At 64.2% G+C, this 20,852-nt stretch carries 21 protein-coding genes; 7 read left to right on the top strand and 14 right to left on the bottom strand.

The features are described 5' to 3' along the window. Positions 1-225: 225 nt before the first annotated feature. Positions 226-471 (bottom strand): hypothetical protein, encoded by a 246-nt coding sequence (locus tag FVF58_RS01500; protein WP_149668176.1) that lies wholly within the window; start codon positions 469-471, stop codon positions 226-228. A 142-nt stretch (positions 472-613) separates the two neighbouring features. Between FVF58_RS01500 and FVF58_RS01495 the strand changes: the two genes are divergently transcribed. From FVF58_RS01495 to FVF58_RS01475, 5 genes are all read left to right on the top strand, one after another. Continuing rightward, positions 614-1,759, top strand: a complete 1,146-nt coding sequence (locus FVF58_RS01495; protein ID WP_149668175.1) for a regulator — start codon at positions 614-616, stop codon at positions 1,757-1,759. 28 nt (positions 1,760-1,787) lie between these two features. Then, positions 1,788-3,494, top strand: coding sequence for a single-stranded-DNA-specific exonuclease RecJ (recJ, locus tag FVF58_RS01490; RefSeq protein WP_149668174.1), 1,707 nt, complete (start codon positions 1,788-1,790; stop codon positions 3,492-3,494). 160 nt (positions 3,495-3,654) lie between these two features. Beyond that, positions 3,655-4,759 (top strand): peptide chain release factor 2 gene (prfB, locus tag FVF58_RS01485; protein ID WP_149668173.1). Its coding sequence is split into 2 segments (ribosomal slippage): positions 3,655-3,735 and positions 3,737-4,759, totalling 1,104 coding nucleotides; the frame shifts between segments, so codons are not numbered across the junction. Positions 4,760-4,909: 150 nt separating this feature from the next. Beyond that, a complete protein-coding gene (lysS, locus tag FVF58_RS01480) occupies positions 4,910-6,451 on the top strand; it encodes a lysine--tRNA ligase (RefSeq protein ID WP_149668172.1) in 1,542 nt (513 codons plus the stop codon). 326 nt (positions 6,452-6,777) lie between these two features. Next, positions 6,778-7,521 carry a glycine zipper 2TM domain-containing protein gene (locus FVF58_RS01475; protein ID WP_149668171.1) on the top strand — a complete coding sequence of 248 codons (744 nt, stop codon included), beginning with the start codon at positions 6,778-6,780 and terminating at the stop codon, positions 7,519-7,521. 129 nt (positions 7,522-7,650) lie between these two features. On the opposite strand, the gene iscX is transcribed toward FVF58_RS01475, so the two are convergent. From iscX to FVF58_RS01425, 10 genes are all read right to left on the bottom strand, one after another. Continuing rightward, a complete protein-coding gene (iscX, locus tag FVF58_RS01470; RefSeq protein WP_007181290.1) occupies positions 7,651-7,848 on the bottom strand; it encodes a Fe-S cluster assembly protein IscX in 198 nt (65 codons plus the stop codon). 16 nt (positions 7,849-7,864) lie between these two features. Then, on the bottom strand, positions 7,865-8,206 hold the full coding sequence (gene fdx / locus FVF58_RS01465) for an ISC system 2Fe-2S type ferredoxin (RefSeq protein WP_149668170.1): 342 nt from the start codon (positions 8,204-8,206) through the stop codon (positions 7,865-7,867). A gap of 133 nt (positions 8,207-8,339) precedes the next feature. Further along, positions 8,340-10,211 carry a Fe-S protein assembly chaperone HscA gene (hscA, locus tag FVF58_RS01460; RefSeq protein ID WP_149668169.1) on the bottom strand — a complete coding sequence of 624 codons (1,872 nt, stop codon included), beginning with the start codon at positions 10,209-10,211 and terminating at the stop codon, positions 8,340-8,342. Between the two features lie 119 nt (positions 10,212-10,330). Continuing rightward, complete coding sequence (gene hscB, locus FVF58_RS01455; RefSeq protein ID WP_149668168.1) at positions 10,331-10,858, bottom strand: Fe-S protein assembly co-chaperone HscB; 528 nt, start codon at positions 10,856-10,858, stop codon at positions 10,331-10,333. Between the two features lie 136 nt (positions 10,859-10,994). Continuing rightward, the gene (gene iscA, locus FVF58_RS01450; RefSeq protein ID WP_027799651.1) at positions 10,995-11,318 is read right to left on the bottom strand and encodes an iron-sulfur cluster assembly protein IscA; all 324 of its coding nucleotides are present in this window, start codon (positions 11,316-11,318) and stop codon (positions 10,995-10,997) included. Positions 11,319-11,466: 148 nt separating this feature from the next. After that, positions 11,467-11,880, bottom strand: coding sequence for a Fe-S cluster assembly scaffold IscU (gene iscU / locus FVF58_RS01445; protein WP_028199493.1), 414 nt, complete (start codon positions 11,878-11,880; stop codon positions 11,467-11,469). 70 nt (positions 11,881-11,950) lie between these two features. Continuing rightward, positions 11,951-13,174 carry an IscS subfamily cysteine desulfurase gene (locus FVF58_RS01440; protein WP_149668167.1) on the bottom strand — a complete coding sequence of 408 codons (1,224 nt, stop codon included), beginning with the start codon at positions 13,172-13,174 and terminating at the stop codon, positions 11,951-11,953. 76 nt (positions 13,175-13,250) lie between these two features. Next, positions 13,251-13,781, bottom strand: coding sequence for a Fe-S cluster assembly transcriptional regulator IscR (iscR, locus tag FVF58_RS01435; protein WP_149668166.1), 531 nt, complete (start codon positions 13,779-13,781; stop codon positions 13,251-13,253). A gap of 131 nt (positions 13,782-13,912) precedes the next feature. Further along, positions 13,913-14,410: a low molecular weight protein-tyrosine-phosphatase gene (locus FVF58_RS01430; RefSeq protein ID WP_149668165.1), complete on the bottom strand. Its 498-nt coding sequence runs from the start codon at positions 14,408-14,410 to the stop codon at positions 13,913-13,915. Positions 14,411-14,602: 192 nt separating this feature from the next. Next, complete coding sequence (locus FVF58_RS01425; protein ID WP_149668164.1) at positions 14,603-14,842, bottom strand: hypothetical protein; 240 nt, start codon at positions 14,840-14,842, stop codon at positions 14,603-14,605. 263 nt (positions 14,843-15,105) lie between these two features. On the opposite strand from FVF58_RS01425, the gene FVF58_RS01420 reads away from it, so the two are divergent. Further along, positions 15,106-15,639, top strand: a complete 534-nt coding sequence (locus FVF58_RS01420) for a hypothetical protein (protein ID WP_149668163.1) — start codon at positions 15,106-15,108, stop codon at positions 15,637-15,639. 251 nt (positions 15,640-15,890) lie between these two features. Here the strand turns inward: FVF58_RS01420 and FVF58_RS01415 are convergent, their stop codons facing one another. Together FVF58_RS01415 and FVF58_RS01410 are read right to left on the bottom strand one after the other, a co-directional pair. Further along, on the bottom strand, positions 15,891-17,306 hold the full coding sequence (locus FVF58_RS01415) for a lactate utilization protein B (protein ID WP_149668162.1): 1,416 nt from the start codon (positions 17,304-17,306) through the stop codon (positions 15,891-15,893). A 116-nt stretch (positions 17,307-17,422) separates the two neighbouring features. Next, positions 17,423-18,151 (bottom strand): (Fe-S)-binding protein, encoded by a 729-nt coding sequence (locus FVF58_RS01410; RefSeq protein WP_149668161.1) that lies wholly within the window; start codon positions 18,149-18,151, stop codon positions 17,423-17,425. A gap of 179 nt (positions 18,152-18,330) precedes the next feature. Between FVF58_RS01410 and FVF58_RS01405 the strand changes: the two genes are divergently transcribed. Then, positions 18,331-19,137: an IclR family transcriptional regulator gene (locus FVF58_RS01405; RefSeq protein WP_149668160.1), complete on the top strand. Its 807-nt coding sequence runs from the start codon at positions 18,331-18,333 to the stop codon at positions 19,135-19,137. A 125-nt stretch (positions 19,138-19,262) separates the two neighbouring features. On the opposite strand, the gene pbpG is transcribed toward FVF58_RS01405, so the two are convergent. Continuing rightward, positions 19,263-20,456, bottom strand: a complete 1,194-nt coding sequence (gene pbpG, locus FVF58_RS01400) for a D-alanyl-D-alanine endopeptidase (RefSeq protein WP_149668159.1) — start codon at positions 20,454-20,456, stop codon at positions 19,263-19,265. Positions 20,457-20,852 lie beyond the last annotated feature (396 nt).

Below are 20,852 nucleotides of genomic sequence, written 5' to 3'. Positions count from 1 at the left end.
TTTGCCATACAATGCCGCCGACTCGCGCAAAGGCCGTCCAGGAAAGAACTGCGGAAGCAGGCCCGGCGGTGCTCTGTCGGGCCCGATCCGCTAGCGGAAAAGCTGGCCGTTCGGGCCCACGTTCGATCTGCTGCGACAGGTTTGAAGCGCAGTCGTCGTCGGGTCGCCGGAGCGCCCTTCGTTCGGCATCCGGCGTTCGGTGATCCGCATCCCGCATTCGCACCGCTAGCGCAGGTTATATCGCCCGCGCAGTTCGTTAATGATCCCCGCCGAAGCCTTGCTCGCCGCCTCGCGCGCATCCGCATCCTTGCGGTCGCGATGCAGATGGGTGATGTTCCAGTTGCAGCCGTCCTCGTCCTCGACGGTCTCGTGGAAACCGGTCGGAATCCAGCCGGCCGTGACCGGGTTCGCATCGAGCGCCTGCACGACCAGTTCGAGCAGTTCCCGCTCGGTTTTGAGTTCACGCGACATGCCGGTCTCCATCGTGATGTGCGCGGCGCCGCCGCGCGCGGCTGATGCGACGCCTGCGCGGCAGCCGCCGGGTGAGCCAGGCGCGCCGCGCGTCGTCGAGCGGGAAGCTTGTGGTCGGAATACTCGCACTCTTTGCCCTACAATGCGCAGCATCATGCCCGTCAACCGTCTCCATCTGCTCCTGCCCTTCGCGCTGCCCGCCGCAGCGGACGCCGCCACCGCCCTTCACAACATCCAGAGCCCGGCCCTCGACCGGCTGATCGCGCGCGCGACGCTGGTCGAACGGGTGGTCGGCGAAGATTTTCAGCGCACGCTGCCGCACGAACGCTGGGTGGCCCGCCAGTTCGGCGCGCTGCCGGGCGACGCGGCGGCCGCCGACGAAGCGCCGCTGGCCCCGTACATGCTGCGCGCCGACGGCGGCGAGCCCGGCAGCGCGACGTGGGGCTGCGTGCAGCCGGTGCATGTGCGCATCGCGCACGATCACCTGGTGCTGATCGATCCCGCGTCGCTCGAACTGTCCGACGACGAAGCCCGCGCGCTGCTGGCGGTCGCCCGCCCGCTGATCGAGGAACTCGGCGTGCGCATCGAGGCGCCGAAGCCCGCGCGCTGGTATCTGTCCGGCGACGGCTTCGGCACGCTGGCGGGCGCGTCGCCGTTGCGCGCGAGCGGCCGCAACATCGAGATCTGGCTGCCGCACGAAGCGCATTCCGGCGAGCGTTCGCGCGCATGGATGAAGCTGCAGAACGAAGTGCAGATGGCGTGGTTCGAGCATCCGGTCAACGAAGCGCGCGAGGCGCGCGGGCTGCCGGCCGTCAATTCGATCTGGTTTCACGCGCAAGGCGCGGCGCAACCGGTGCGCAGCCCGTTCGCACGCGTGTTGTCCGACGCCGCCGCGACGCGCGGCCTCGCGATGAGCGCCGGCGTCGAAACCGGCGCGCCGCCGGCGTCGTTCGGGGCGCTGGCCGCATTGACAAGCCGTGCTAGCGACACAAATGGAAATTCATCCGCTGCACTCGCCGCAAGCGTCGACACTAACACCACGCTGGTCGAACTCGACCCGTTCTCCGCGCCCTACATCGAACAGGACTGGGCGCGCTGGAACCACGCGTTCGCCAGCGTGCAAACCGACTGGTTCGAACCGGCGCTGGCGGCCCTGCAATCCGGCCAGCTCGCCGAACTCGGCCTGACCCTGTGCGGCGACACCGGCTCGGTGACGCTCACCGTCACGCGCGGCGACCTGCGCAAGTTCTGGCGGCGGCGCGTGCTGGCCTCGCTTCTGATCGAATGACTCATCGCCTGATCCAAGGCCTTTCCGAATGACTCGAATCGTTACGCGCACCTGCTCCCCGGTCGACGCCGAAATCCTCACCCGCCACGGCCTGCATCCGGTGCTCGCGCGTCTGTACGCGGCGCGCGGCGTGTGCCTGCCCGATGAAATCGAAACCGGCCTCGCGCGGCTCGTGCCGCCCGGCGCGCTGAGGGGCTGCGAGGACGCCGCCGCGCTGCTCGCCGACGCGATCCAGCACAAGCGCCGCATGCTGGTGGTCGCCGACTACGACTGCGACGGCGCCACCGCCTGCGCAGTCGCGGTGCGCGGGCTGCGCATGTTCGGCGGCCAGATCGACTACCTGGTGCCGAACCGCTTCGAGTACGGCTACGGCCTCACGCCCGAGATCGTCGCGCTGGCCGAGCGCGGCGCGTCGGGCAAGCCTGACCTGCTGATCACGGTCGATAACGGCATCGCCAGCGTCGACGGCGTCGCGGCGGCCAACGCGCTCGGCATCGACGTGCTGGTGACCGATCACCACCTGCCGGGCGACGAATTGCCCGCCGCCCGCGCGATCGTCAATCCGAACCAGCCGGGCTGCACGTTTCCGAGCAAGTGCATCGCAGGGGTCGGCGTGATGTTTTATGTGCTGCTCGCGTTGCGCGCGGAATTGCGCCGCCGCGGCGCGTTTGACGACGCATTGCCCGAACCGCGCCTCGACGGCCTGCTCGACCTCGTCGCGCTCGGAACGGTCGCCGACGTGGTCAAGCTCGACGGCAATAACCGCGTGCTGGTCGCGCAGGGTTTGCAGCGCATCCGCAAGGGCAGGATGCAGCCGGGCATCGCCGCCCTCTTTCGCGCCGCCGCGCGCGACGCCCGCAGCGCGTCGGGCTTCGACCTCGGCTTTGCGCTCGGGCCCCGGCTGAACGCAGCGGGGCGTCTGTCGGACATGTCGCTCGGGATCGAATGTCTGACCACCGACGACGTCGGCCGCGCATGGGAGCTCGCGCAGCAGCTCGACACGATGAACCGCGAACGCCGCGAGATCGAAGCCGGCATGCAGCAACAGGCGCTCGACGACCTCTCGACGATCGACCCCGCCGGCGCGACCACCATCACGCTGTTCAATCCGGGCTGGCATCAGGGCGTGATCGGCATCGTCGCCGGCCGGCTGAAGGAGAAATTCCACCGGCCCTCGTTCACCTTCGCACTCGCCGACGACAGCGGCCAGACCGTCAAAGGCTCGGGCCGCTCGATCGCGGGCTTCCATCTGCGCGACGCGCTCGATCTGATCTCGAAGCGCGAGCCGGACCTGATCGTCAAGTTCGGCGGCCATGCAATGGCCGCGGGCCTGACGCTCGCCGCCGCCGACGTGCCGCGTTTCAGCGCCGCGTTCGAAGCGGTCGGCCGCGAGTGGCTGTCCGCGGATGCGCTGTCGCGCACCGTGGAAACCGACGGCGAACTCGAGGACGCATACTTCACGCCGCAATTCGTCGAAATGCTCGATGCGGCTGTATGGGGCCAGGGCTTTCCGGCACCGGTGTTTTCGGGCGATTTCGACATCGCGTCGCAAGCGCTGGTGAAGGACAAGCATCTGAAGCTGCAACTCGTGCGCGGCCGCCAGCGCTTCAACGCGATCTGGTTCAATCACACCGACACGCTGCCCGCGCGCACCACCGTCGCTTACCGGTTGGCGAGCGACACCTGGAACGGCGTGTCGCGGGTGCAACTGATCGTCGAGCATGCGGTGAGCTGAACCGGCCGGCCGGGTTGGCGAGTCCTAGCGCCGCGCCCGTCAATCGCTGAAAATCTCCACAAAATCAAGTCCAAACACGCGCCGGAGCGCTCAAGAGCCTCCGGCGCGGCGCGCCGATCGGCTATAATTTCCCCTTTTTACGAAGCTATAAAAGATCGACATGGAAGCGGAACGTCTCAACGCGATCGAAGCCTCTCTGGCGGACCTGCGCACGCGCGCGGCCGACCTACGGGGGTATCTTTGACTACGACGACAAAGCACTGCGTCTAATCGAAGTCAACCGGGAACTCGAAGACCCGGACGTCTGGAACGACTCGAAGCATGCCCAGGCGCTCGGCCGGGAAAAGAAGCTGCTCGACGACACGGTCGGCAAGCTCACGTCGCTGCACAACGACCTGCGCGACGCGCAAGACCTGTTCGAGATGGCCCGTGAAGAAGCCGACGAGGAAACGCTGATCGCCTGCGAAACCGATGCGCAAGCGCTCGAGTCGCGCGTTGCCGACATGGAATTCCGCCGGATGTTCGCGAACCCGGCCGACCCGAACAACGCGTTCCTCGACATCCAGGCCGGCGCCGGCGGCACCGAGGCGTGCGACTGGGCGTCGATGCTGCTGCGCCAGTATCTGCGCTACTGCGAGCGCAAGGGCTTCAAGACCGAAGTGCTGGAGCAGACCGACGGCGACGTCGCGGGCATCAAGAACGCCACGATCAAGATCGAAGGCGAATACGCTTACGGCTTCCTGCGCACAGAAACCGGCGTGCACCGGCTCGTGCGCAAGTCGCCGTTCGACTCGTCGGGCGGCCGTCATACGTCGTTCTCGTCGGTGTTCGTGTACCCGGAGATCGACGACTCGATCGAAGTGGACATCAACCCGGCCGATCTGCGCATCGACACGTACCGCGCGTCCGGCGCGGGCGGTCAGCACATCAACAAGACCGACTCCGCGGTGCGGATCACGCACATGCCGTCGGGCATCGTCGTGCAGTGCCAGAACGACCGTTCGCAGCACCGTAACCGCGCCGAAGCAATGGCGATGCTGAAATCGCGCCTGTACGAAGCGGAAATCCGCAAGCGTCAGGCCGAGCAGGACAAGCTCGAAGCCGGCAAGACCGATGTGGGCTGGGGTCATCAGATCCGCTCGTACGTGCTGGACAACAGCCGAATCAAGGATCTGCGCACCAACGTCGAAATCAGCAACACCAAGAGCGTGCTCGACGGCGACCTCGATCCGTTCATCAGCGCCAGCCTGAAACAGGGCGTTTGAGTGCAGCCGGCGCGGCCGGCCAGGCCGCGCGGCATCTTCGCTGTTGCTTCGCTGTTTCTTCGCTGCTTTTTATACCGCCTGAGGTTTTTATACTGACTGGCCTCCCGCCTGCGGAACACTCCGCGGCGGGCCACCGAATACCAAATCATCATGACTGAACCGACCCAGCCGATTGCGGCCCAGCCGAATATCGTGCCCGAAGTGGACGAGAACAAGATCATCGCCGAGCGCCGCGAAAAGCTGCGCGAGTTGCGTGAACGAGGCGTCGCCTATCCGAACGACTTCCGCCCCACGCACCACGCCGAAGATCTGCAGGAACAGTACGAACATGCCGACAAGGAAGCGCTCGAAGCGAATCCGCTCGAAGTCGCGATCGCCGGCCGCATGATGCTCAAGCGCGTGATGGGCAAGGCGAGCTTCGCAACCGTGCGCGACGGCTCGGGTCAGATCCAGTTCTTCATCACGCCGGCCGACGTCGGCCAGGAAACGTACGACGCCTTCAAGAAGTGGGACATGGGCGACATCGTCGCGGCGCGCGGCGTGCTGTTCCGCACCAACAAGGGCGAGCTGTCGGTGCGCTGCACCGAACTGCGTCTGCTGTCGAAGTCGCTGCGTCCGCTGCCGGACAAGTTCCATGGTCTGTCGGACCAGGAGATGAAGTATCGCCAGCGTTACGTCGATCTGATCGTCACGCCGGAAACGCGCAAGACCTTCGTCGCGCGCACCAAGGCTATCTCGTCGATCCGCAAGTTCATGTCCGATGCCGACTTCATGGAAGTCGAAACGCCGATGCTGCACCCGATTCCGGGCGGCGCGGCAGCCAAGCCGTTCAGCACGCATCACAACGCGCTCGACATGCAGATGTTCCTGCGCATCGCGCCGGAGCTGTATCTGAAGCGGCTGGTGGTCGGCGGCTTCGAGCGTGTGTTCGAGATCAACCGTAACTTCCGCAATGAGGGCGTGTCCGTGCGCCACAATCCGGAATTCACGATGATCGAGTTCTACGCTGCGTACACCGATTACAAGTGGCTGATGGATTTCACCGAACAGCTGATCCGCCAGGCCGCGATCGACGCATTGGGCACGGCCACGATCACCTATCAGGGCCGCGAGCTGGATCTGGCCAAGCCATTCCATCGGCTGACCATCAACCAGGCGATCCAGAAGTACGCGCCGCAATACACGAACGAGCAACTGGCCGACAGCGCATTCCTGCGCACCGAGCTGAAGAAGTTCGGCGTCGATGCGTCGCAGCCGCAGTTCCTGAATGCGGGCGTGGGCTCGCTGCAACTGGCGCTGTTCGAAGAGACCGCCGAGTCGCAATTGTGGGAGCCGACCTACATCATCGACTACCCGATCGAGGTGTCGCCGCTCGCGCGCGCGTCGGACAAGGTCGAGGGCATCACCGAGCGTTTCGAGCTGTTCATCACGGGTCGTGAGATCGCCAATGGCTTCTCCGAGCTGAACGATCCGGAAGATCAGGCCGCCCGCTTCAAGAAGCAAGTCGACCAGAAAGACGCCGGCGACGAAGAAGCGATGTTCTACGACGCGGACTACATCCGCGCGCTCGAATACGGGATGCCGCCGGCCGGCGGTTGCGGGATCGGCATCGACCGTCTGGTGATGATGCTGACCGACAGCCCGAGCATCCGCGACGTGATTCTGTTCCCGCATCTGCGCCGCGAAGACTGATCGTTACGCGGTTCGCATCGAAGCAAACGCCCGGCTCGCTGCCGGGCGTTTTTCTTTGGGCGCATGCGAGATGGCGCGGGAAAACTGCATGGCGCTGGTGGTGACGGACCATTTGTAACCATCGGTAAAAGCTGCGAAATAGCGGCTGCGTCGCCGCATCGGGCAGCTGTTGTGAACCTTGCGGAGACCAAGTCGTCGTGCGTGCATTGCCAAAGCATGGTTGGCTCGGCCAGCCGCGAGCGGTTACAAATTGAAACGCCGCCAGGATCGAATTCCCGGACACTCAGTCTCAGTAACAGTCGACTCTGCCAGAGACGGAGGTCAACATGGACAATCCCGATAACCGAACCACACAGCCGCGCCGTCTTCATCCGCTGATCGCGGCCGCGGCGGGCGCCGTGATCATCGCGAGTCTCGCCGGGACTGCGGCTGTCACGGGGCTGTTTTCGAAGGCGTCGGGCACCGGCGCGCAGACCGATCAGACCCAGGCCGCGCAAGTGACCGCCCAACAACTGGGCCAACCACCCGTCGTCGATTCGGCGGCGCCTGTCAATGGCGCGGCACAGCAGCAAGAGCTTGCGCAGCAACAGCAGCAGCCGCAGCAACTTCAGCAAGCAGCATCGCCCGAGCCTGCACCTGCACCTGCACCGGCTCCGCAACAGCAACAACTCGCCCAGCAGCAGCAAGCGCAGGCCGCGCCGCAGTACGCGCAACAGCCAGCGCCTCAACCTGCGTACTGCTCGACTTGCGGCACGGTCGTCGCGATCTCGGCGGTGCATCAGGAAGGTCACGGCACCGGGATCGGCGCGGTCGGCGGCGCGGTGGCCGGGGGCGTGGTCGGCAATCAGTTCGGCTCCGGCGGCGGCCGCACGGCGATGACGCTGCTCGGCGCGCTCGGCGGCGGTCTGGCCGGCAACTCGGTCGAAAAGCATATCCGCAGCTCGACGTCGTATTCGGTGCGCGTGCGGATGGAAAACGGCAAGATGCGCTACTTCACGTACCACGAAGCGCCGCCGTTCCAGCAAGGCCAGCACGTGCGGGTCGAAAACGGCACGCTGGTCGCGGGGTAGGCCGACGCAAACGCGAAGGCCCAGGGAGGCAGCCCGGCATTGCGCGGGCGTTAAAAAAGGCGATTCCGATGGAATCGCCTTTTTCTTTGCCGCGACCTGGCCGGCAAGCGGAGAACGGGAGAACGCGTTTCAGTAATCCGCGTCTTCAATCCATGCAGCCTGAATCGCCTCGAGGATCTTTTCGTTCGAACGGTTGGGATCGTCGTCGAATCCTTCCAGCTCGGTGACCCAGCGGTGCAGGTCGGTGAAGCGCACCTGCTGCGGATCGATGTCCTGATGCTTGTCAGTCAGAGCCATCGCGATGTCTTGCGTGTCGGTCCACTTCATGGCTGCATCCTCCTTGTTAGTGGTTTTCCTTCGCGTGATTGATCGAATAACGCGGAATTTCGACGACCAGATCCTGATCTGCCGGCGCCATCGCCTGGCACGACAGACGCGAGGCCGGTTCGAGCCCCCATGCCTTGTCCAATAGATCGTCCTCGTCTTCCTCGGACGGCGTCAAGGCGGCGAAACCCTCACGCACGATCACGTGACAGGTCGTGCACGCGCAGGACTTCTCACACGCATGCTCGATTTCGATGCCGTTATCGAGCAGGTTGTCGCAGATGCTCTTGCCGGGCACGGCGTCGATCACCGCGCCTTCCGGGCACAGTTCGACGTGGGGCAGCACAACGATTTGAGGCATACATTTTCCGTTTCGGTCTGAGGCGCGGCAGCCGCCAACGGGCTCCGCACCATTTTACTGGCGCCGTGGGGACTTTTTAAGTCCGCACGGCGCGCTCGAGGGTACAGCCGGCGCACCGGCCGGCCCGCCACACTCAGATCTCGTCGAGCTTGCGGCCGGCGAGCGCGCGGCGAATGCCCTTGTTCATGCGGCGGGCGGCGAATTCGTCGGTGCCTTCGGCGAGCGTTTTGGTGGCGGCTTCGATCGCATCGGTGGCATCGCTTTGCGCGATGCTGCGCAGCGCGGTGAGCAGCGCGTCGAGCGCGGCGCGCTCGCTGTCGTCGAGCAATTCGGCGTCGGCGGCGAGCGCCGCGTCGGTGGCTTCCACCAGACGCCGCGCTTCGACTTGCGCTTCGCGCAGCGCACGCGCGCGCATGTCGACCTCGGCGGTCGAGAAGCTGTCTTCGAGCATGCGGGCGATGTCGTCGTCGGCGAGACCGTACGACGGTTTGACCACCACCGACGCTTCCACGCCCGAGCCCTGCTCACGCGCGAACACCGACAGCAGACCGTCGGCGTCAACCTGATAGGTCACACGGATGCGCGCCGCGCCGGCGGCCATCGGCGGAATGCCGCGCAGCTCGAAACGGGCGAGCGAACGGCAGTCGCTGACGAGCTCGCGCTCGCCTTGCACGACGTGGATCGCCATCGCGGTCTGGCCGTCCTTGAAGGTCGTGAAATCCTGCGCGCGGGCGACCGGGATGGTCGAGTTGCGCGGGATGATCTTCTCGGTAAGTCCGCCCATCGTTTCGACGCCGAGCGACAGCGGAATCACGTCAAGCAGGAGCCAGTCGTCGCCGTCCGCGCCGCGGTTGCCCGCGAGCAGATCGGCCTGGATCGCGGCGCCGAGCGCGACGACCTGATCCGGGTCGAGGTTGACGAGCGGCGGCTGGCCGAAGAACGACTCGACCGCGTGACGGATCACCGGCATGCGGGTCGCGCCGCCGACCAGCACCACGCCCTTGATTTCCTTCGTCGTCACTTTGGCGTCGCGCAGCGCCTTCCTGGTCGGGCCGAGCGTGCGCTGGACCAGCGCCTGAGTGATCGCCTCGAAAGTGGCTTCCGTGAGCGCCAGATCGAGCCTGGTGCCGTTCGACAGCGTCGCCGCCAGGGTAGCCTCGGGCGCGGCCGACAACGCCTCCTTGACCTCGCGCACGCAGTCGAGCAGCAGGCGCACGTCTTCCGCGGCGAGCGTTTGCGGCGCGATGCCCGCCTGCTCCAGCACGTGGCGATACAGCGCGTGATCGAAATCGTCGCCGCCGAGCGCGGAGTCGCCGCCCGCCGCGAGCACTTCGAACACGCCCTTGGTGAGCTTGAGAATCGAGAGGTCGAAGGTGCCGCCGCCGAGGTCATACACCGCGTACAGACCTTCGGAGCCGTTGTCGAGGCCGTATGCAATCGCGGCCGCGGTCGGCTCGTTCAACAGACGCAGCACGTTCAGGCCGGCCAGACGTGCGGCATCCTTGGTCGCCTGGCGTTGCGCTTCGTCGAAATAAGCCGGCACCGTGATGACCGCGCCGACCAGCTCGTCGCCGAGCGTGTCTTCGGCGCGTTGGCGCAGCGTCGCGAGAATTTCCGCCGACACTTCGACCGGGCTCTTCACGCCGTCGACGGTGCGGATCTGCACCATGCCGGGCGCGTCGATGAAATCGTACGGCGCGTTTTCGGCGCCCTCCACTTCCGCCTTGCCCCGGCCCATGAAGCGCTTGACCGAGACGATCGTGTTGCGCGGATCGCTCGCGGCTTCGGCCTTCGCCTTGCGGCCGATGCGGCGGCCGCCCTTTTCCAGGTAGCGCACCACCGACGGCAGCAGCACGTGGCCGTCCGCGTCGGGCAGCACATCGGGCACGCCGCTGCGCACGGCGGCGACGAGGGAGTTGGTGGTGCCGAGATCTATGCCGACCGCCAGACGCCGCTGATGAGGCGCCGGCGCCATGCCGGGTTCGGAGATTTGCAGTAAGGCCATCTGGATCTTCTCGGGGCTGCTGTGCCCCGTCCTGAATTTTCGCGTTGCTGGATGTAATGCTACGGCTGCGGGCGGTTGGCTGCTGGGTTCCTGCCGACGGCGCGCGCCGCGCTAAAACGCTAGTTCTCGAGCCGCTCGATCTGCACGTCGATTTCCGACGCCACCCGCTCAATGAACATCAACTGCCGCACCGCCTCGCCCGCTGCCTGATTCGCGCCGCTGTCGAGCGATGCGCCGAGCTTGTCGAAACGCATGCGTTCCTCGTCACGCAGTTCGGTGAGCAACGCGTCGAGCGCGTCGACGTTCTTCGCCGCGGCGGCGTCTTCGATGCTCTCGCGCCACTCCATCTGCTGCATCAGGAACGCCGGCTCCATCGCCGTGTTGTTCTCCAGGCCGACGTCGATGCCGCGCAGCGACAGCAGATACCGCGCGCGCCTGAGCGGGTCGCGCAGCGTCTGATACGCCTCGTTGGCACGCGTGGCCCATTGCATCGCAATGCGCTTTTGCGCGTCGCCGGCTGCCGCGAAGCGGTCCGGATGCACTTGCGCCTGCACCGTGCGGTAGGCGTGATCGAGCGTTGCCTCGTCGAGCGCGAATTGCGCCGGCAGATGGAACAGGTCGAAGTGGCTGTCTTTCAGCGAGGCCATCGGATAGAAGGAGTCCGTTCAGGAAAGCGCACCGGAGTGCTGGTCTAAAAACGTGGCGCGAAACTCGAAACCGCGGATCAAACTAAAAAGGCGGCCCGCGCCGCCTTTGATCCGCTGCACGCGGAAAGCTTCCAATCTACACGCGGAACGATTCGCCGCAGCCGCATTCGTCCTTCACGTTCGGGTTGTTGAACTTGAAGCCTTCGTTCAGCCCTTCGCGCGCGAAGTCGAGTTCCGTGCCGTCGATATAGGCGAGGCTCTTCGGGTCCACAATGATCTTCACGCCATTGCATTCGAACACTTCGTCTTCGGGCGCGAGTTCATCCACGTACTCGAGCTTGTAGGCCAAGCCGGAGCAACCGGTGGTGCGCACGCCGACACGCAGTCCGACGCCTTTGCCGCGACGGGTCAGATACTTCTGGACGTGTTGTGCTGCCTTTTCGGTCAACGTAATTGCCATAGCGTTTCTCATTGCGCAGTGCGTGACCGTCACCCGGGTGTCGATCACCCATGTGACGGCTTGCGCGCTGCCACCCTGCCTGCATCAAATATCGCTCATGCTGGGCGGCGCCTTGAATCCGCGCCGTCCGCTTCCATTCACTTGCCGCTCAGGCGTGCTGCTTGTCGCCTTCGACCACGGCTTCGCCGTGACGCTGCTTGTAGTCAGCGACCGCTGCCTTGATCGCGTCTTCCGCGAGGATCGAGCAGTGGATCTTCACCGGCGGCAGCGCCAGTTCTTCGGCGATCTGCGTGTTCTTGATCGACATTGCCTGATCGAGCGTCTTGCCCTTCACCCATTCAGTGACGAGCGAGCTCGACGCGATCGCCGAACCGCAGCCGTACGTCTTGAACTTTGCGTCTTCGATGATGCCGTCCGCGCCCACGCGGATCTGCAGCTTCATCACGTCGCCGCAGGCCGGCGCGCCGACCATGCCGGTGCCGACCGCATCGTCGTCCTTCGCGAAGGAACCGACGTTGCGCGGGTTTTCGTAATGGTCCAGAACCTTGTCGCTATAAGCCATGATTACACTCCTTGATCCGTTTCAACCTGCAATTGCAATTCGATGAATTCGACGTCAACCCTACGGCGCGTCAATGCGCTGCCCACTGGATGGTCGAAATATCGATCCCGTCCTGGTGCATTTCCCACAGCGGCGACAGGTCGCGCAGCTTGGAAATCTTGCTCTTCAGCAGGTTGATCACGTAGTCGACATCCTGTTCGGTCGTGAAGCGGCCCACCGTGAAGCGGATCGAGCTGTGCGCGAGCTCGTCGTTGCGGCCCAGTGCGCGCAGCACGTACGACGGCTCCAACGACGCCGACGTACAGGCCGAGCCCGACGACACCGCCACGTCCTTCACCGCCATGATCAGCGACTCGCCTTCGACAAAGTTGAAGCTGATGTTCAGGTTGTGCGGCACACGCTTTTCCATGTCGCCGTTCACATACACTTCTTCCATCTGCGACAGGCCAGCCAGCAGACGGTCGCGCAGCATGCGCACGCGCTCGTTTTCGGTCGCCATTTCTTCGTGCGCGATACGGAACGCTTCGCCCATGCCCACGATCTGGTGGGTAGCCAGCGTGCCCGAGCGCATGCCGCGCTCATGACCGCCGCCGTGCATCTGCGCCTCGATACGGATACGCGGCTTGCGGCGCACGTACAGCGCACCGATGCCCTTCGGACCGTAGGTCTTGTGCGCCGAGAACGACATCAGGTCGACCTTCTGCTTTTGCAGGTCGATCGCGATCTTGCCGGTGGCTTGTGCCGCGTCGACGTGGAAAATGATGCCCTTCGCGCGGGTGATCTCGCCGATCGCCTCGATGTCCTGGATCACGCCGATTTCGTTGTTCACCGACATCACCGACACCAGGATCGTGTCCGGGCGCAACGCGGCCTTGAACGTCTCGAGGTCGATCAGACCGTCGTCCTTGACGTCCAGATACGTGACTTCGAAGCCTTCGCGTTCGAGTTCGCGGCACGTGTCGAGCACGGCCTTGTGCTCGGTCTTCACCGTGACGATGTGCTTGCCCTTGCTCTTGTAGAAGTGCGCCGCGCCCTTGATCGCGAGGTTGTCCGACTCCGTGGCGCCCGAGGTCCAGATGATTTCGCGCGGGTCGGCGTTCACCAGCGCGGCGACGTTCTCACGCGCTTCTTCGACTGCGCGCTCCGCGCTCCAGCCATACGAGTGGCTGCGCGATGCAGGGTTGCCGAACTGCTCGCGCAGATACGGAATCATCTTGTCCACCACGCGCGGATCGACCGGGGTCGTGGCGCTGTAGTCCATGTAGATGGGCAGATGGAGAGAGTCGTTGTTCATCAATTGCTCCGGGGACGTCATGTGCTCTGGCTTCTGGGTTCTTTGTCAGGCTGCGGCGAGTGCTCGATACCGCGCCTCAGGAACCGGCCATGTTGAAAACGGAATTGGGCCCTTTCGGCGCGACCCGGACCGGCTCGACCGGCGGCGCTTCGTTGCGCCTGTCGCGTAGCACCGTCGGCGCGCCTTCGCGCGAACGCTGCTGATCGACCAGATCCTTCAGGGACACCGAATCGAGGTACTCGACCATTTTCTGGTTCAGCGTCGACCACAGTTCATGCGTCATGCAGTGGCCGTCGTGCTGCTTGGTGCCCTCGCACGAGCCCTTGCCGCCGCACTGGGTGGCGTCGAGCGGCTCGTCGACCGCGATGATGATGTCGGCCACCGTGACGTCTTCGGCGCGGCGGGCCAGATTGTAGCCGCCGCCCGGCCCGCGCACGGACTCGACGATTTCGTGACGACGCAGCTTGCCAAACAGCTGCTCGAGATACGACAGGGAGATATGTTGGCGCTGGCTGATACCCGCAAGCGTCACCGGGCCCTGCTCCTGGCGCAGCGCCAGGTCAATCATCGCCGTGACGGCGAAACGGCCTTTCGTGGTGAGTCTCATATGATGTGGGAACCGCTATTCTCGACAAGTTTGGTCAAGTATAAATACATGAGCGATTTAGTCAAGTATACCCGACTCGATTTTGGGTCAATACTTAATTGCTGAAATCACCTGATGCATTGCCGCCGGAACTACGCGAGCAATTGAGGACGCAAGGCGGCAATCAGACCGCGGCAGGCGGCTTCGCACTGATCCAGCACCTGCTCGAAACCTTCCGCGCCGCCGAAGTACGGATCGGCGACTTCGCGGGTGCCGCCCCAACGGCTGTCCGATTCCGGCACGAACTCCATCAGGAGGCGGATCTTGTCGCGCATCCGGGGCGGGCAGCTCTGCCGGAGCGAGGCGACGTTCTTGTCGTCCATCGCGATCAACAGATCGAACCGCTCGAAGTCGGCTGCGCAGATCTGCCGGCCGCGCAACGCGGCCAGCTTGTAGCCCCGCTGTCCGGCCGCACGCTGCGCGCGTTCGTCGGGCGCGCAGCCGATGTGCCAGTCACCCGTGCCGGCGGAGTCGATCAGAATGCGCTCCGCGAGCTTCGCTTCTTCGACGAGATGTCGCATCACACCCTCCGCAGTGGGCGAACGGCAGATGTTCCCGAGGCACACGAAACAGACTGACACGGTTTTCATCTGGCGTTCAGGCGCTTTCACGCGAGGGTAAGACGACGGTTAACAAACGGTGCCGCGATTATACAAAGCGAGGCGGAATTTCGCCCGAGGCCGCTCCGGCACGCTCAAGACCGACGACGCGGCCAGCGGACGTTCAATGCGCAGGTGGCGCGACTGGCCGCTTCGCCAGCTTCCGCGTCGCGTTTGCCACCCTCAGGATGCTTCGGCGAGCGGCATCGCGGTAGCCGAGCGGATCGGTTTAGCCGGCAGCGCCGCTGCGGCATCGATCATGCCGTACGAAACCGCGCGCGCCAGTTCCGCAGTCAGTTGATTCGCATCGAGGGGAGCCTGCGACGCGCGCGAAGCCGCATTGCCGCTGATGTGCAAATAAGCGAGCACTGCGAGCGACACAACAATGGCGAGGGGCCAATACACCGATATTGTCTTTTTCATGATGTCGTTTTCCGATTAGGGGCGCATGAGCTTGTGACTCACTATGCCCAGTCGAAATCCTATAGGAATTCGCAATCAGGAAAAACCCACTACCACGAGATACAGCGTTGCTCCAGGTGGAATAGTCGACAGATGGTCTCGCTGCTTCACGCGCGGGCGTGTAGGCATGAAAAAGAAATCCTTACAAACACATACAAAGCCAGGCTAACGGATGGGGATAATAGCGGTCTTACAAAAGTAATCCTCACGCACTGGTCGTTCACATGAAACGTTTCGCACCACTCGCCGGCCTCGTCGCCGCTGCCCTGCTCGGCGGCTGCGCGGTCTATCCGGACAGCACGCCTATGTACGGCAACGGTTACGGCCCCTATGAAGGTTATGACGGCTACGCCGCCGGCGGGCCGGTCGTGCCGCAAACCAACGTCTATATGGGTTACAGCAATTATCCCGTTCCGGGCTATTACGGCGGCCCGGGACGCTATTACGGGCCGGGGCCGGGTTATCGGGGCTACCCCGACCACGGCCGGCCGAACAACGGCAATGACCGGGGCCATGACGACCACGGCGACAACGGTGGCCGGCATGGGCCGCAGAACGGTGGGCCGCCGCCTCAGGGCGCGGTCGGCGGGCCGCGCGGCCCCAGCGGGTCGAGCGGGCCGCGCCCCGGCGCGGGAGGTCCGCCGCCGGCGCCGCCACAGCAGCAAGCCGGCAATGGAGGCGGACGCGGCAACGGCGGGGGTGGCGGCCAATGGCGAGGCCAGAACAGCCGTCAGCCTGGACAGCCGACTGATCATTAGGCGACGTGTTTCGCGCGGGCCGTCTGTTTCGCGGCTTGCTGCGCCTCGCGTCGCTTGATTGACGGCTTCATCCGGCGTGTAGTTGCATCACACGTGGAAATGCGGCGGCACGGCACCGTCAGCGCGATGGCGCATATCGCGTGACTGCGGCATGACTGCGCGCAAGCCTCACCTGCCTGACAGCGCGGTACGAAGGGGCGGCAGCCCGCCCCCCACCAGCACCCTGGCGCATCGACGCGCTACCGCGCACCTCAGCCGATATGGCTGCGCTGCGCGGCGTACAACTCCCTGAACGTCCGGCCGACCGGCGCCGGCATCTCGCGCGTGTCGGTCCAGCCAGCGCCACCCAAGGGCAGTTTGGCAATTGAACGGTTGCGCCCGCCCATCCGCTCAAGCACCCGCACCGCCAGTTTGGTGAAGAGCGCATAAGCATCAGGATGCAGCGCCAGAAAACCCCACACGGCAAGACCCACGCGTTCTTTCCAGGGCCGCAGACGCCGCTCCACCTGCTTTTCGCGCAGCTTACGCAACAGATCGGACAGCGGAATGCCCACCGGGCAAACGCTATTGCACTCGCCGCACAGTGTCGCGGCTTGCGGCAAATCCAGCGCCTTGTCGATCCCGACATAGCTCGGCGTCAACACCGACCCCATAGGTCCGGGATAAACCCACCCATACGCATGGCCGCCCACCTTCTGATAAACCGGGCAATGGTTCATGCACGCACCACAGCGAATGCATCTGAGCATCTCCTGGAAATCGCCCCCAAGCAGCCCCGTACGCCCGCCGTCGACCAGCACCACGTACATATGCTCGGGACCATCCTGATCGCCCGCGCCGCGCGGCCCGGTCAGCAGGGAAAAATAGTTCGACGTGGCCTGACCGGTCGCCGAGCGCGGCAGCAGCCGCATCGCCGTCGCGAGATCCTCCAGCGTCGGCAGCACCTTCTCGATGCCGGTCACGGCAACATGCACGCGCGGCATCACCGTGCACATGCCTTCGTTGCCCTCGTTCGTGACGAGGACGACCGAGCCCGTTTCCGCGACAACGAAGTTGCCGCCCGTCACCCCCATGTCCGCGCTCAGGAAGTGCGGCCGCAGCATCTCGCGCGCTTCGCGCGTCATCTCCGGAATCTCCGTCAGACGCGGCCGGCCGTGGGTTTTCGCGAACAGGTCGGCGATCTCGTCCTTATCCTTATGGACGACCGGTGCGATGATGTGGCTCGGCGGCTCGTTGTCGTTGATCTGCAGAATGTACTCGCCGAGATCGGTTTCGATCGACTGCACACCCATCTGCCCGAGCACTTCGTTCAGGCGCATTTCCTCGGTGACCATCGACTTGGTCTTGATCACCTTCTTCACGTCGTGCTTGCGCGCAATATCGCCGACGATCCGCGCGGCCTCCTGGGTCGTCTCGGCGAACAGCACCGTCACGCCGCGCCGGGTCGCCTCGCGCTCGAAGCTTTCCAGCCACACGTCGAGATTCTCCAGTGCGCGATTGCGGCGCTCCTTGAGCGCGGCGCGAGTCGCCGGAAAGTCGATCGCCGTCATCGCCGTGGCGCGGGCCGACACGAACTTGGTGGACAGCTTGGTCAGGTTCTGCTGCAAACGCTGATCGGCGAGCTTCTGACCAGCGCGAGCCTTGAACTGCATCGATTGAACTTGCATGACGGCCTTATGCGGAATCGAAACGAAACGCGCAGAACGAAACGCGCGGAACGACTAGCGTGAAATGAATGGCGCGCGGCTGGTGCGAGATGGCGCGCGGCGAACGGGCGATGCCCTCACACGTCGCCGGCCAGCACCTGTGCGATGTGCAGCACCCGCGTCGTCGAGTCTCCGGTACGCCGCAGACGGCCTTCGATATTGAGCATGCAGCCAAGATCGCCGAGCACCACCGTGCCGGTGCCGCTCGCACTGATATTCGCGCATTTCTCGTCGACGATCGCCGTCGAAATATCGCCGTACTTGACTGCGAACGTGCCGCCGAAACCGCAGCAATGCTCGCAGTCCTTCATCTCCTTCACCGCCACGCCGACTTGCGCGAGCAACGCGCGCGGCTGGCTCTTGACGCCGAGTTCACGCAAACCCGAGCAGGAGTCGTGGTACGTCACCTGACCCCGGCCCGCGAACTCGCCAGGCTGCAATTGCACCCTGGCGACTTTGACGAGGAAATCGGTCAGCTCGAACACCTTCGCGCGCAACCGCCCGAAGCGGTTCATCAGTTCGGGATCGTCGGCGAACAGGTCGCCATAGTGCGCGCGGATCATGCCGCCGCACGACCCCGAGGGCACCACTACGTAATCGAACTGTTCGAACTCGCGCAGGGTCTTTTCGGCGAGATCGCGTGCGATGCGCCGCTCTCCCGAGTTGTATGCGGGCTGGCCGCAACAGGTCTGCGCGGGGGGCACCACCACCTCGAAACCGGCGCCTTCGATCAGCTTGATAACCGAAAAACCGATTTCGGGACGCATCAGGTCGACCAGGCAGGTGACGAACAATCCGACTCGCATGAGCCCTCCTTCGGGAAAACGTCCCTGATTATCCGCTGTTTGGCGCACAATACCAACGGCCAGAAGGCCTAGGACGAACATAGGACGAAATTGGAGCAGCCCTTCGAAGCGCGTTCGCTTTTTTCACAATACGAGATACAATCAATTTCCGCTGTTTGACGCGCCACCCGATTCCTCCCATGAGCGATACGAACCCGGATCCCAAAACTTCGATCCAGGTAATCGAACGCATGATGCGCCTGCTCGATGCACTCGCGGCGCATAGCGACCCGGTCAGCCTGAAAGAACTCGCTATCCGCACGGAGCTGCATCCGTCCACCGCGCACCGCATCCTGAACGATATGGTGATGTGCCGGCTGGTCGACCGCTCGGACCCCGGCACTTACCGTCTCGGCATGCGCCTGCTCGAACTGGGCAATCTGGTGAAGGCGCGCCTGTCGGTACGCGACGCGGCGCTCACACCGATGCGCGAACTGCACCGCCAGACGGGCCAGACCGTGAACCTGTCGGTGCGCCAGGGCGACGAGATCGTGTATATCGAACGCGCGTACTCCGAACGCTCCGGCATGCAGGTGGTGCGGGCCATCGGCGGGCGGGCGCCGTTGCATCTGACCTCGGTGGGCAAGCTGTTCCTCGCCGCCGACGAATCGACCCGCGTGCGGGCTTACGCGACGCGCACCGGGCTTTCGGGGCACACGCAGAACAGCATCACCGACCTGACCAAGCTGGAGCGCGAACTGTCGCACGTGCGGCAGCAGGCTTGCGCGCGCGACAACGAGGAACTGGAACTCGGAGTTCGCTGTATTGCCGCCGGCATTTACGACGACACCGGCAAGCTGGTCGCGGGCCTGTCGTTATCGGCGCCGGCCGACCGCTTGCAGGACTCCTGGCTCGGGCAGCTCAGCCAGACGGCGCTGATGATTTCCGAATCGCTCGGCTATCGGCCGCAAGCGCCGCACGACCATTCGCGTGGCCAGCACAGCTAGGACCACAGCGACTTTTCCTTCGGCATTCCATAGTCGACATTCAGTACAAAAAAAAAAGCCTCGCAATTCGCGAGGCTTTTTTTCGAGCTGGCCGATCCGGAAAACCGGTCGGCCGCCGTACCACGTCAGGTGCCCGAACCGCCGGCGTCCGCGCTGGTAATGCGCGCCTGGTCGCCGCCGTTATCCAGCCACGTGCGCAAACGCGAGGCGTCCGCGAAACGCGAGTACTTGCCCGACGAATCGAGCAGCACCATGATCATCGGACGACCATGAATGGTCGCCTGCATCACGAGGCACTCGCCCGCTTCGTTGATGAAACCGGTCTTCTGCAGACCGATGTCCCACGTCGGGTTACGCACCAGCGCATTGGTGCTGTTGTACGCCAGCGTGCGCTTGCCGGTGTACACCTCATAGCTGTGGTCGGTCGAGAACCGGCGAATCACCGGATATTGGTACGCCGCGTTGACCATCTTCACGAGGTCGCGCGCGCTCGACACGTTCTGGCTCGTCAAACCCGTCGGGTTTTCGAAGTGCGTGTCGGTCATGCCGAGTTGCTTCGCCTTGGCGTTCATCGCTGCGAGGAACGCCGGTCGGCCGCCCGGGAAGTAACGCGACAGTGCCGCGGCGGCACGGTTTTCCGAGGCCATCAGCGCGATGTGCAGCATGTCTTCACGCGACAGCACCGAGCCCACCGACAGGCGCGAGCCGGTGTTCTTCTCGTAGTCGCGGTCTTCGTCGGTGACTTCGATCTGGTCGGTCATCGGCTCTTTCGAATCGAGCACCACCATCGCCGTCATCAGCTTGGTGATCGATGCGATCGGCACCACGGCGCGCGAGTTCTTGTCGAACAGCGACTCGCCGGTATTCTGGTCGATCACATAAGCCACGCTCGAGCGCAGCATCAGCGCGTCCGGCGTTTCGTGCAGACCGAAAGCCTGTCCGACGGTCGGCTGGCGCGGCTCGTACGCGACGCGGCGCATCACCGAGTGATGACGGCCGTTCGAGGTGAAGCTCACGCGCTTGCGCTTGACGTTGACGCGCGGCGCATCGTCGTCCGCGGCAGCCACGGTCTTGGCGGCGGCGCCTTTGCCGGCCTTGGCCGACTTGCTCGACTCCTTCGCGGCGGCAGTGGCGGCGGCCGGCTGCTTGGCGGCTTTTGCGTGTTTGGAGGTTTTTGCACTTGCAGCAGGCGTAGCGGCAAAAGTGCTGACGGGCGTGGCGAACGCCGCTGCGACGACCAGAGAAACGGCCACCGACAGAGCGGTGCTGCGGGCCGCGCCGTGGATCACTTTTAGCGACGAAAACATGTCGGTTTTCATGGGTGTTCGGTAGGGAGCGGCGAGAGTTTTCCGCAAGTGTAGTAAAACAACGAAAAATTAGCAATTTTAAGCACTTATGAGCACTCCTTAAACCGGCTTGTAAGCTCCGATCGCAAAAACACAAATAAGTGCCGCGTCTCGATCGAAAAAAACGATCGAGACGCACTGCGCCTCACCATTGCCGCATCAGCGCGAATCGAGGGGATTCTTGCAGCATAACGGCAAGTTTGAGACAACCTTGATCAGGGGAAATACGGTCGGCACTGGCCGATGCGCGGCGCCAATGCCGTGGAACGTCGTCGCGCCTCGTATCCAGCCTCTTAAGCGCCTGCTGGAAATCGACGACGCGCGTTCGACCGACTTAGCTCATTAACGTTCCGCAACAGTCGGCGGTTT

This window comes from Paraburkholderia panacisoli (assembly GCF_008369935.1).
Classification (GTDB): Bacteria; Pseudomonadota; Gammaproteobacteria; order Burkholderiales; family Burkholderiaceae; genus Paraburkholderia; species Paraburkholderia panacisoli.
Note: the sequence above shows the minus strand (reverse complement) of the source record. Positions and strands in the feature narration are given on the sequence as shown.

What these genes read in the sequence shown, in the direction of transcription:
- FVF58_RS01500 (WP_149668176.1), bottom strand. Translation starts at nt 471, where the DNA reads ATGTCGCGTGAACTCAAAACCGAGCGGGAACTGCTCGAACTGGTCGTG.
- FVF58_RS01495 (WP_149668175.1), top strand. Translation starts at nt 614, where the DNA reads ATGCGCAGCATCATGCCCGTCAACCGTCTCCATCTGCTCCTGCCCTTC.
- recJ (WP_149668174.1), top strand. Translation starts at nt 1,788, where the DNA reads ATGACTCGAATCGTTACGCGCACCTGCTCCCCGGTCGACGCCGAAATC.
- lysS (WP_149668172.1), top strand. Translation starts at nt 4,910, where the DNA reads ATGACTGAACCGACCCAGCCGATTGCGGCCCAGCCGAATATCGTGCCC.
- FVF58_RS01475 (WP_149668171.1), top strand. Translation starts at nt 6,778, where the DNA reads ATGGACAATCCCGATAACCGAACCACACAGCCGCGCCGTCTTCATCCG.
- iscX (WP_007181290.1), bottom strand. Translation starts at nt 7,848, where the DNA reads ATGAAGTGGACCGACACGCAAGACATCGCGATGGCTCTGACTGACAAG.
- fdx (WP_149668170.1), bottom strand. Translation starts at nt 8,206, where the DNA reads ATGCCTCAAATCGTTGTGCTGCCCCACGTCGAACTGTGCCCGGAAGGC.
- hscA (WP_149668169.1), bottom strand. Translation starts at nt 10,211, where the DNA reads ATGGCCTTACTGCAAATCTCCGAACCCGGCATGGCGCCGGCGCCTCAT.
- hscB (WP_149668168.1), bottom strand. Translation starts at nt 10,858, where the DNA reads ATGGCCTCGCTGAAAGACAGCCACTTCGACCTGTTCCATCTGCCGGCG.
- iscA (WP_027799651.1), bottom strand. Translation starts at nt 11,318, where the DNA reads ATGGCAATTACGTTGACCGAAAAGGCAGCACAACACGTCCAGAAGTAT.
- iscU (WP_028199493.1), bottom strand. Translation starts at nt 11,880, where the DNA reads ATGGCTTATAGCGACAAGGTTCTGGACCATTACGAAAACCCGCGCAAC.
- FVF58_RS01440 (WP_149668167.1), bottom strand. Translation starts at nt 13,174, where the DNA reads ATGAACAACGACTCTCTCCATCTGCCCATCTACATGGACTACAGCGCC.
- iscR (WP_149668166.1), bottom strand. Translation starts at nt 13,781, where the DNA reads ATGAGACTCACCACGAAAGGCCGTTTCGCCGTCACGGCGATGATTGAC.
- FVF58_RS01430 (WP_149668165.1), bottom strand. Translation starts at nt 14,410, where the DNA reads ATGAAAACCGTGTCAGTCTGTTTCGTGTGCCTCGGGAACATCTGCCGT.
- FVF58_RS01425 (WP_149668164.1), bottom strand. Translation starts at nt 14,842, where the DNA reads ATGAAAAAGACAATATCGGTGTATTGGCCCCTCGCCATTGTTGTGTCG.
- FVF58_RS01420 (WP_149668163.1), top strand. Translation starts at nt 15,106, where the DNA reads ATGAAACGTTTCGCACCACTCGCCGGCCTCGTCGCCGCTGCCCTGCTC.
- FVF58_RS01415 (WP_149668162.1), bottom strand. Translation starts at nt 17,306, where the DNA reads ATGCAAGTTCAATCGATGCAGTTCAAGGCTCGCGCTGGTCAGAAGCTC.
- FVF58_RS01410 (WP_149668161.1), bottom strand. Translation starts at nt 18,151, where the DNA reads ATGCGAGTCGGATTGTTCGTCACCTGCCTGGTCGACCTGATGCGTCCC.
- FVF58_RS01405 (WP_149668160.1), top strand. Translation starts at nt 18,331, where the DNA reads ATGAGCGATACGAACCCGGATCCCAAAACTTCGATCCAGGTAATCGAA.
- pbpG (WP_149668159.1), bottom strand. Translation starts at nt 20,456, where the DNA reads ATGAAAACCGACATGTTTTCGTCGCTAAAAGTGATCCACGGCGCGGCC.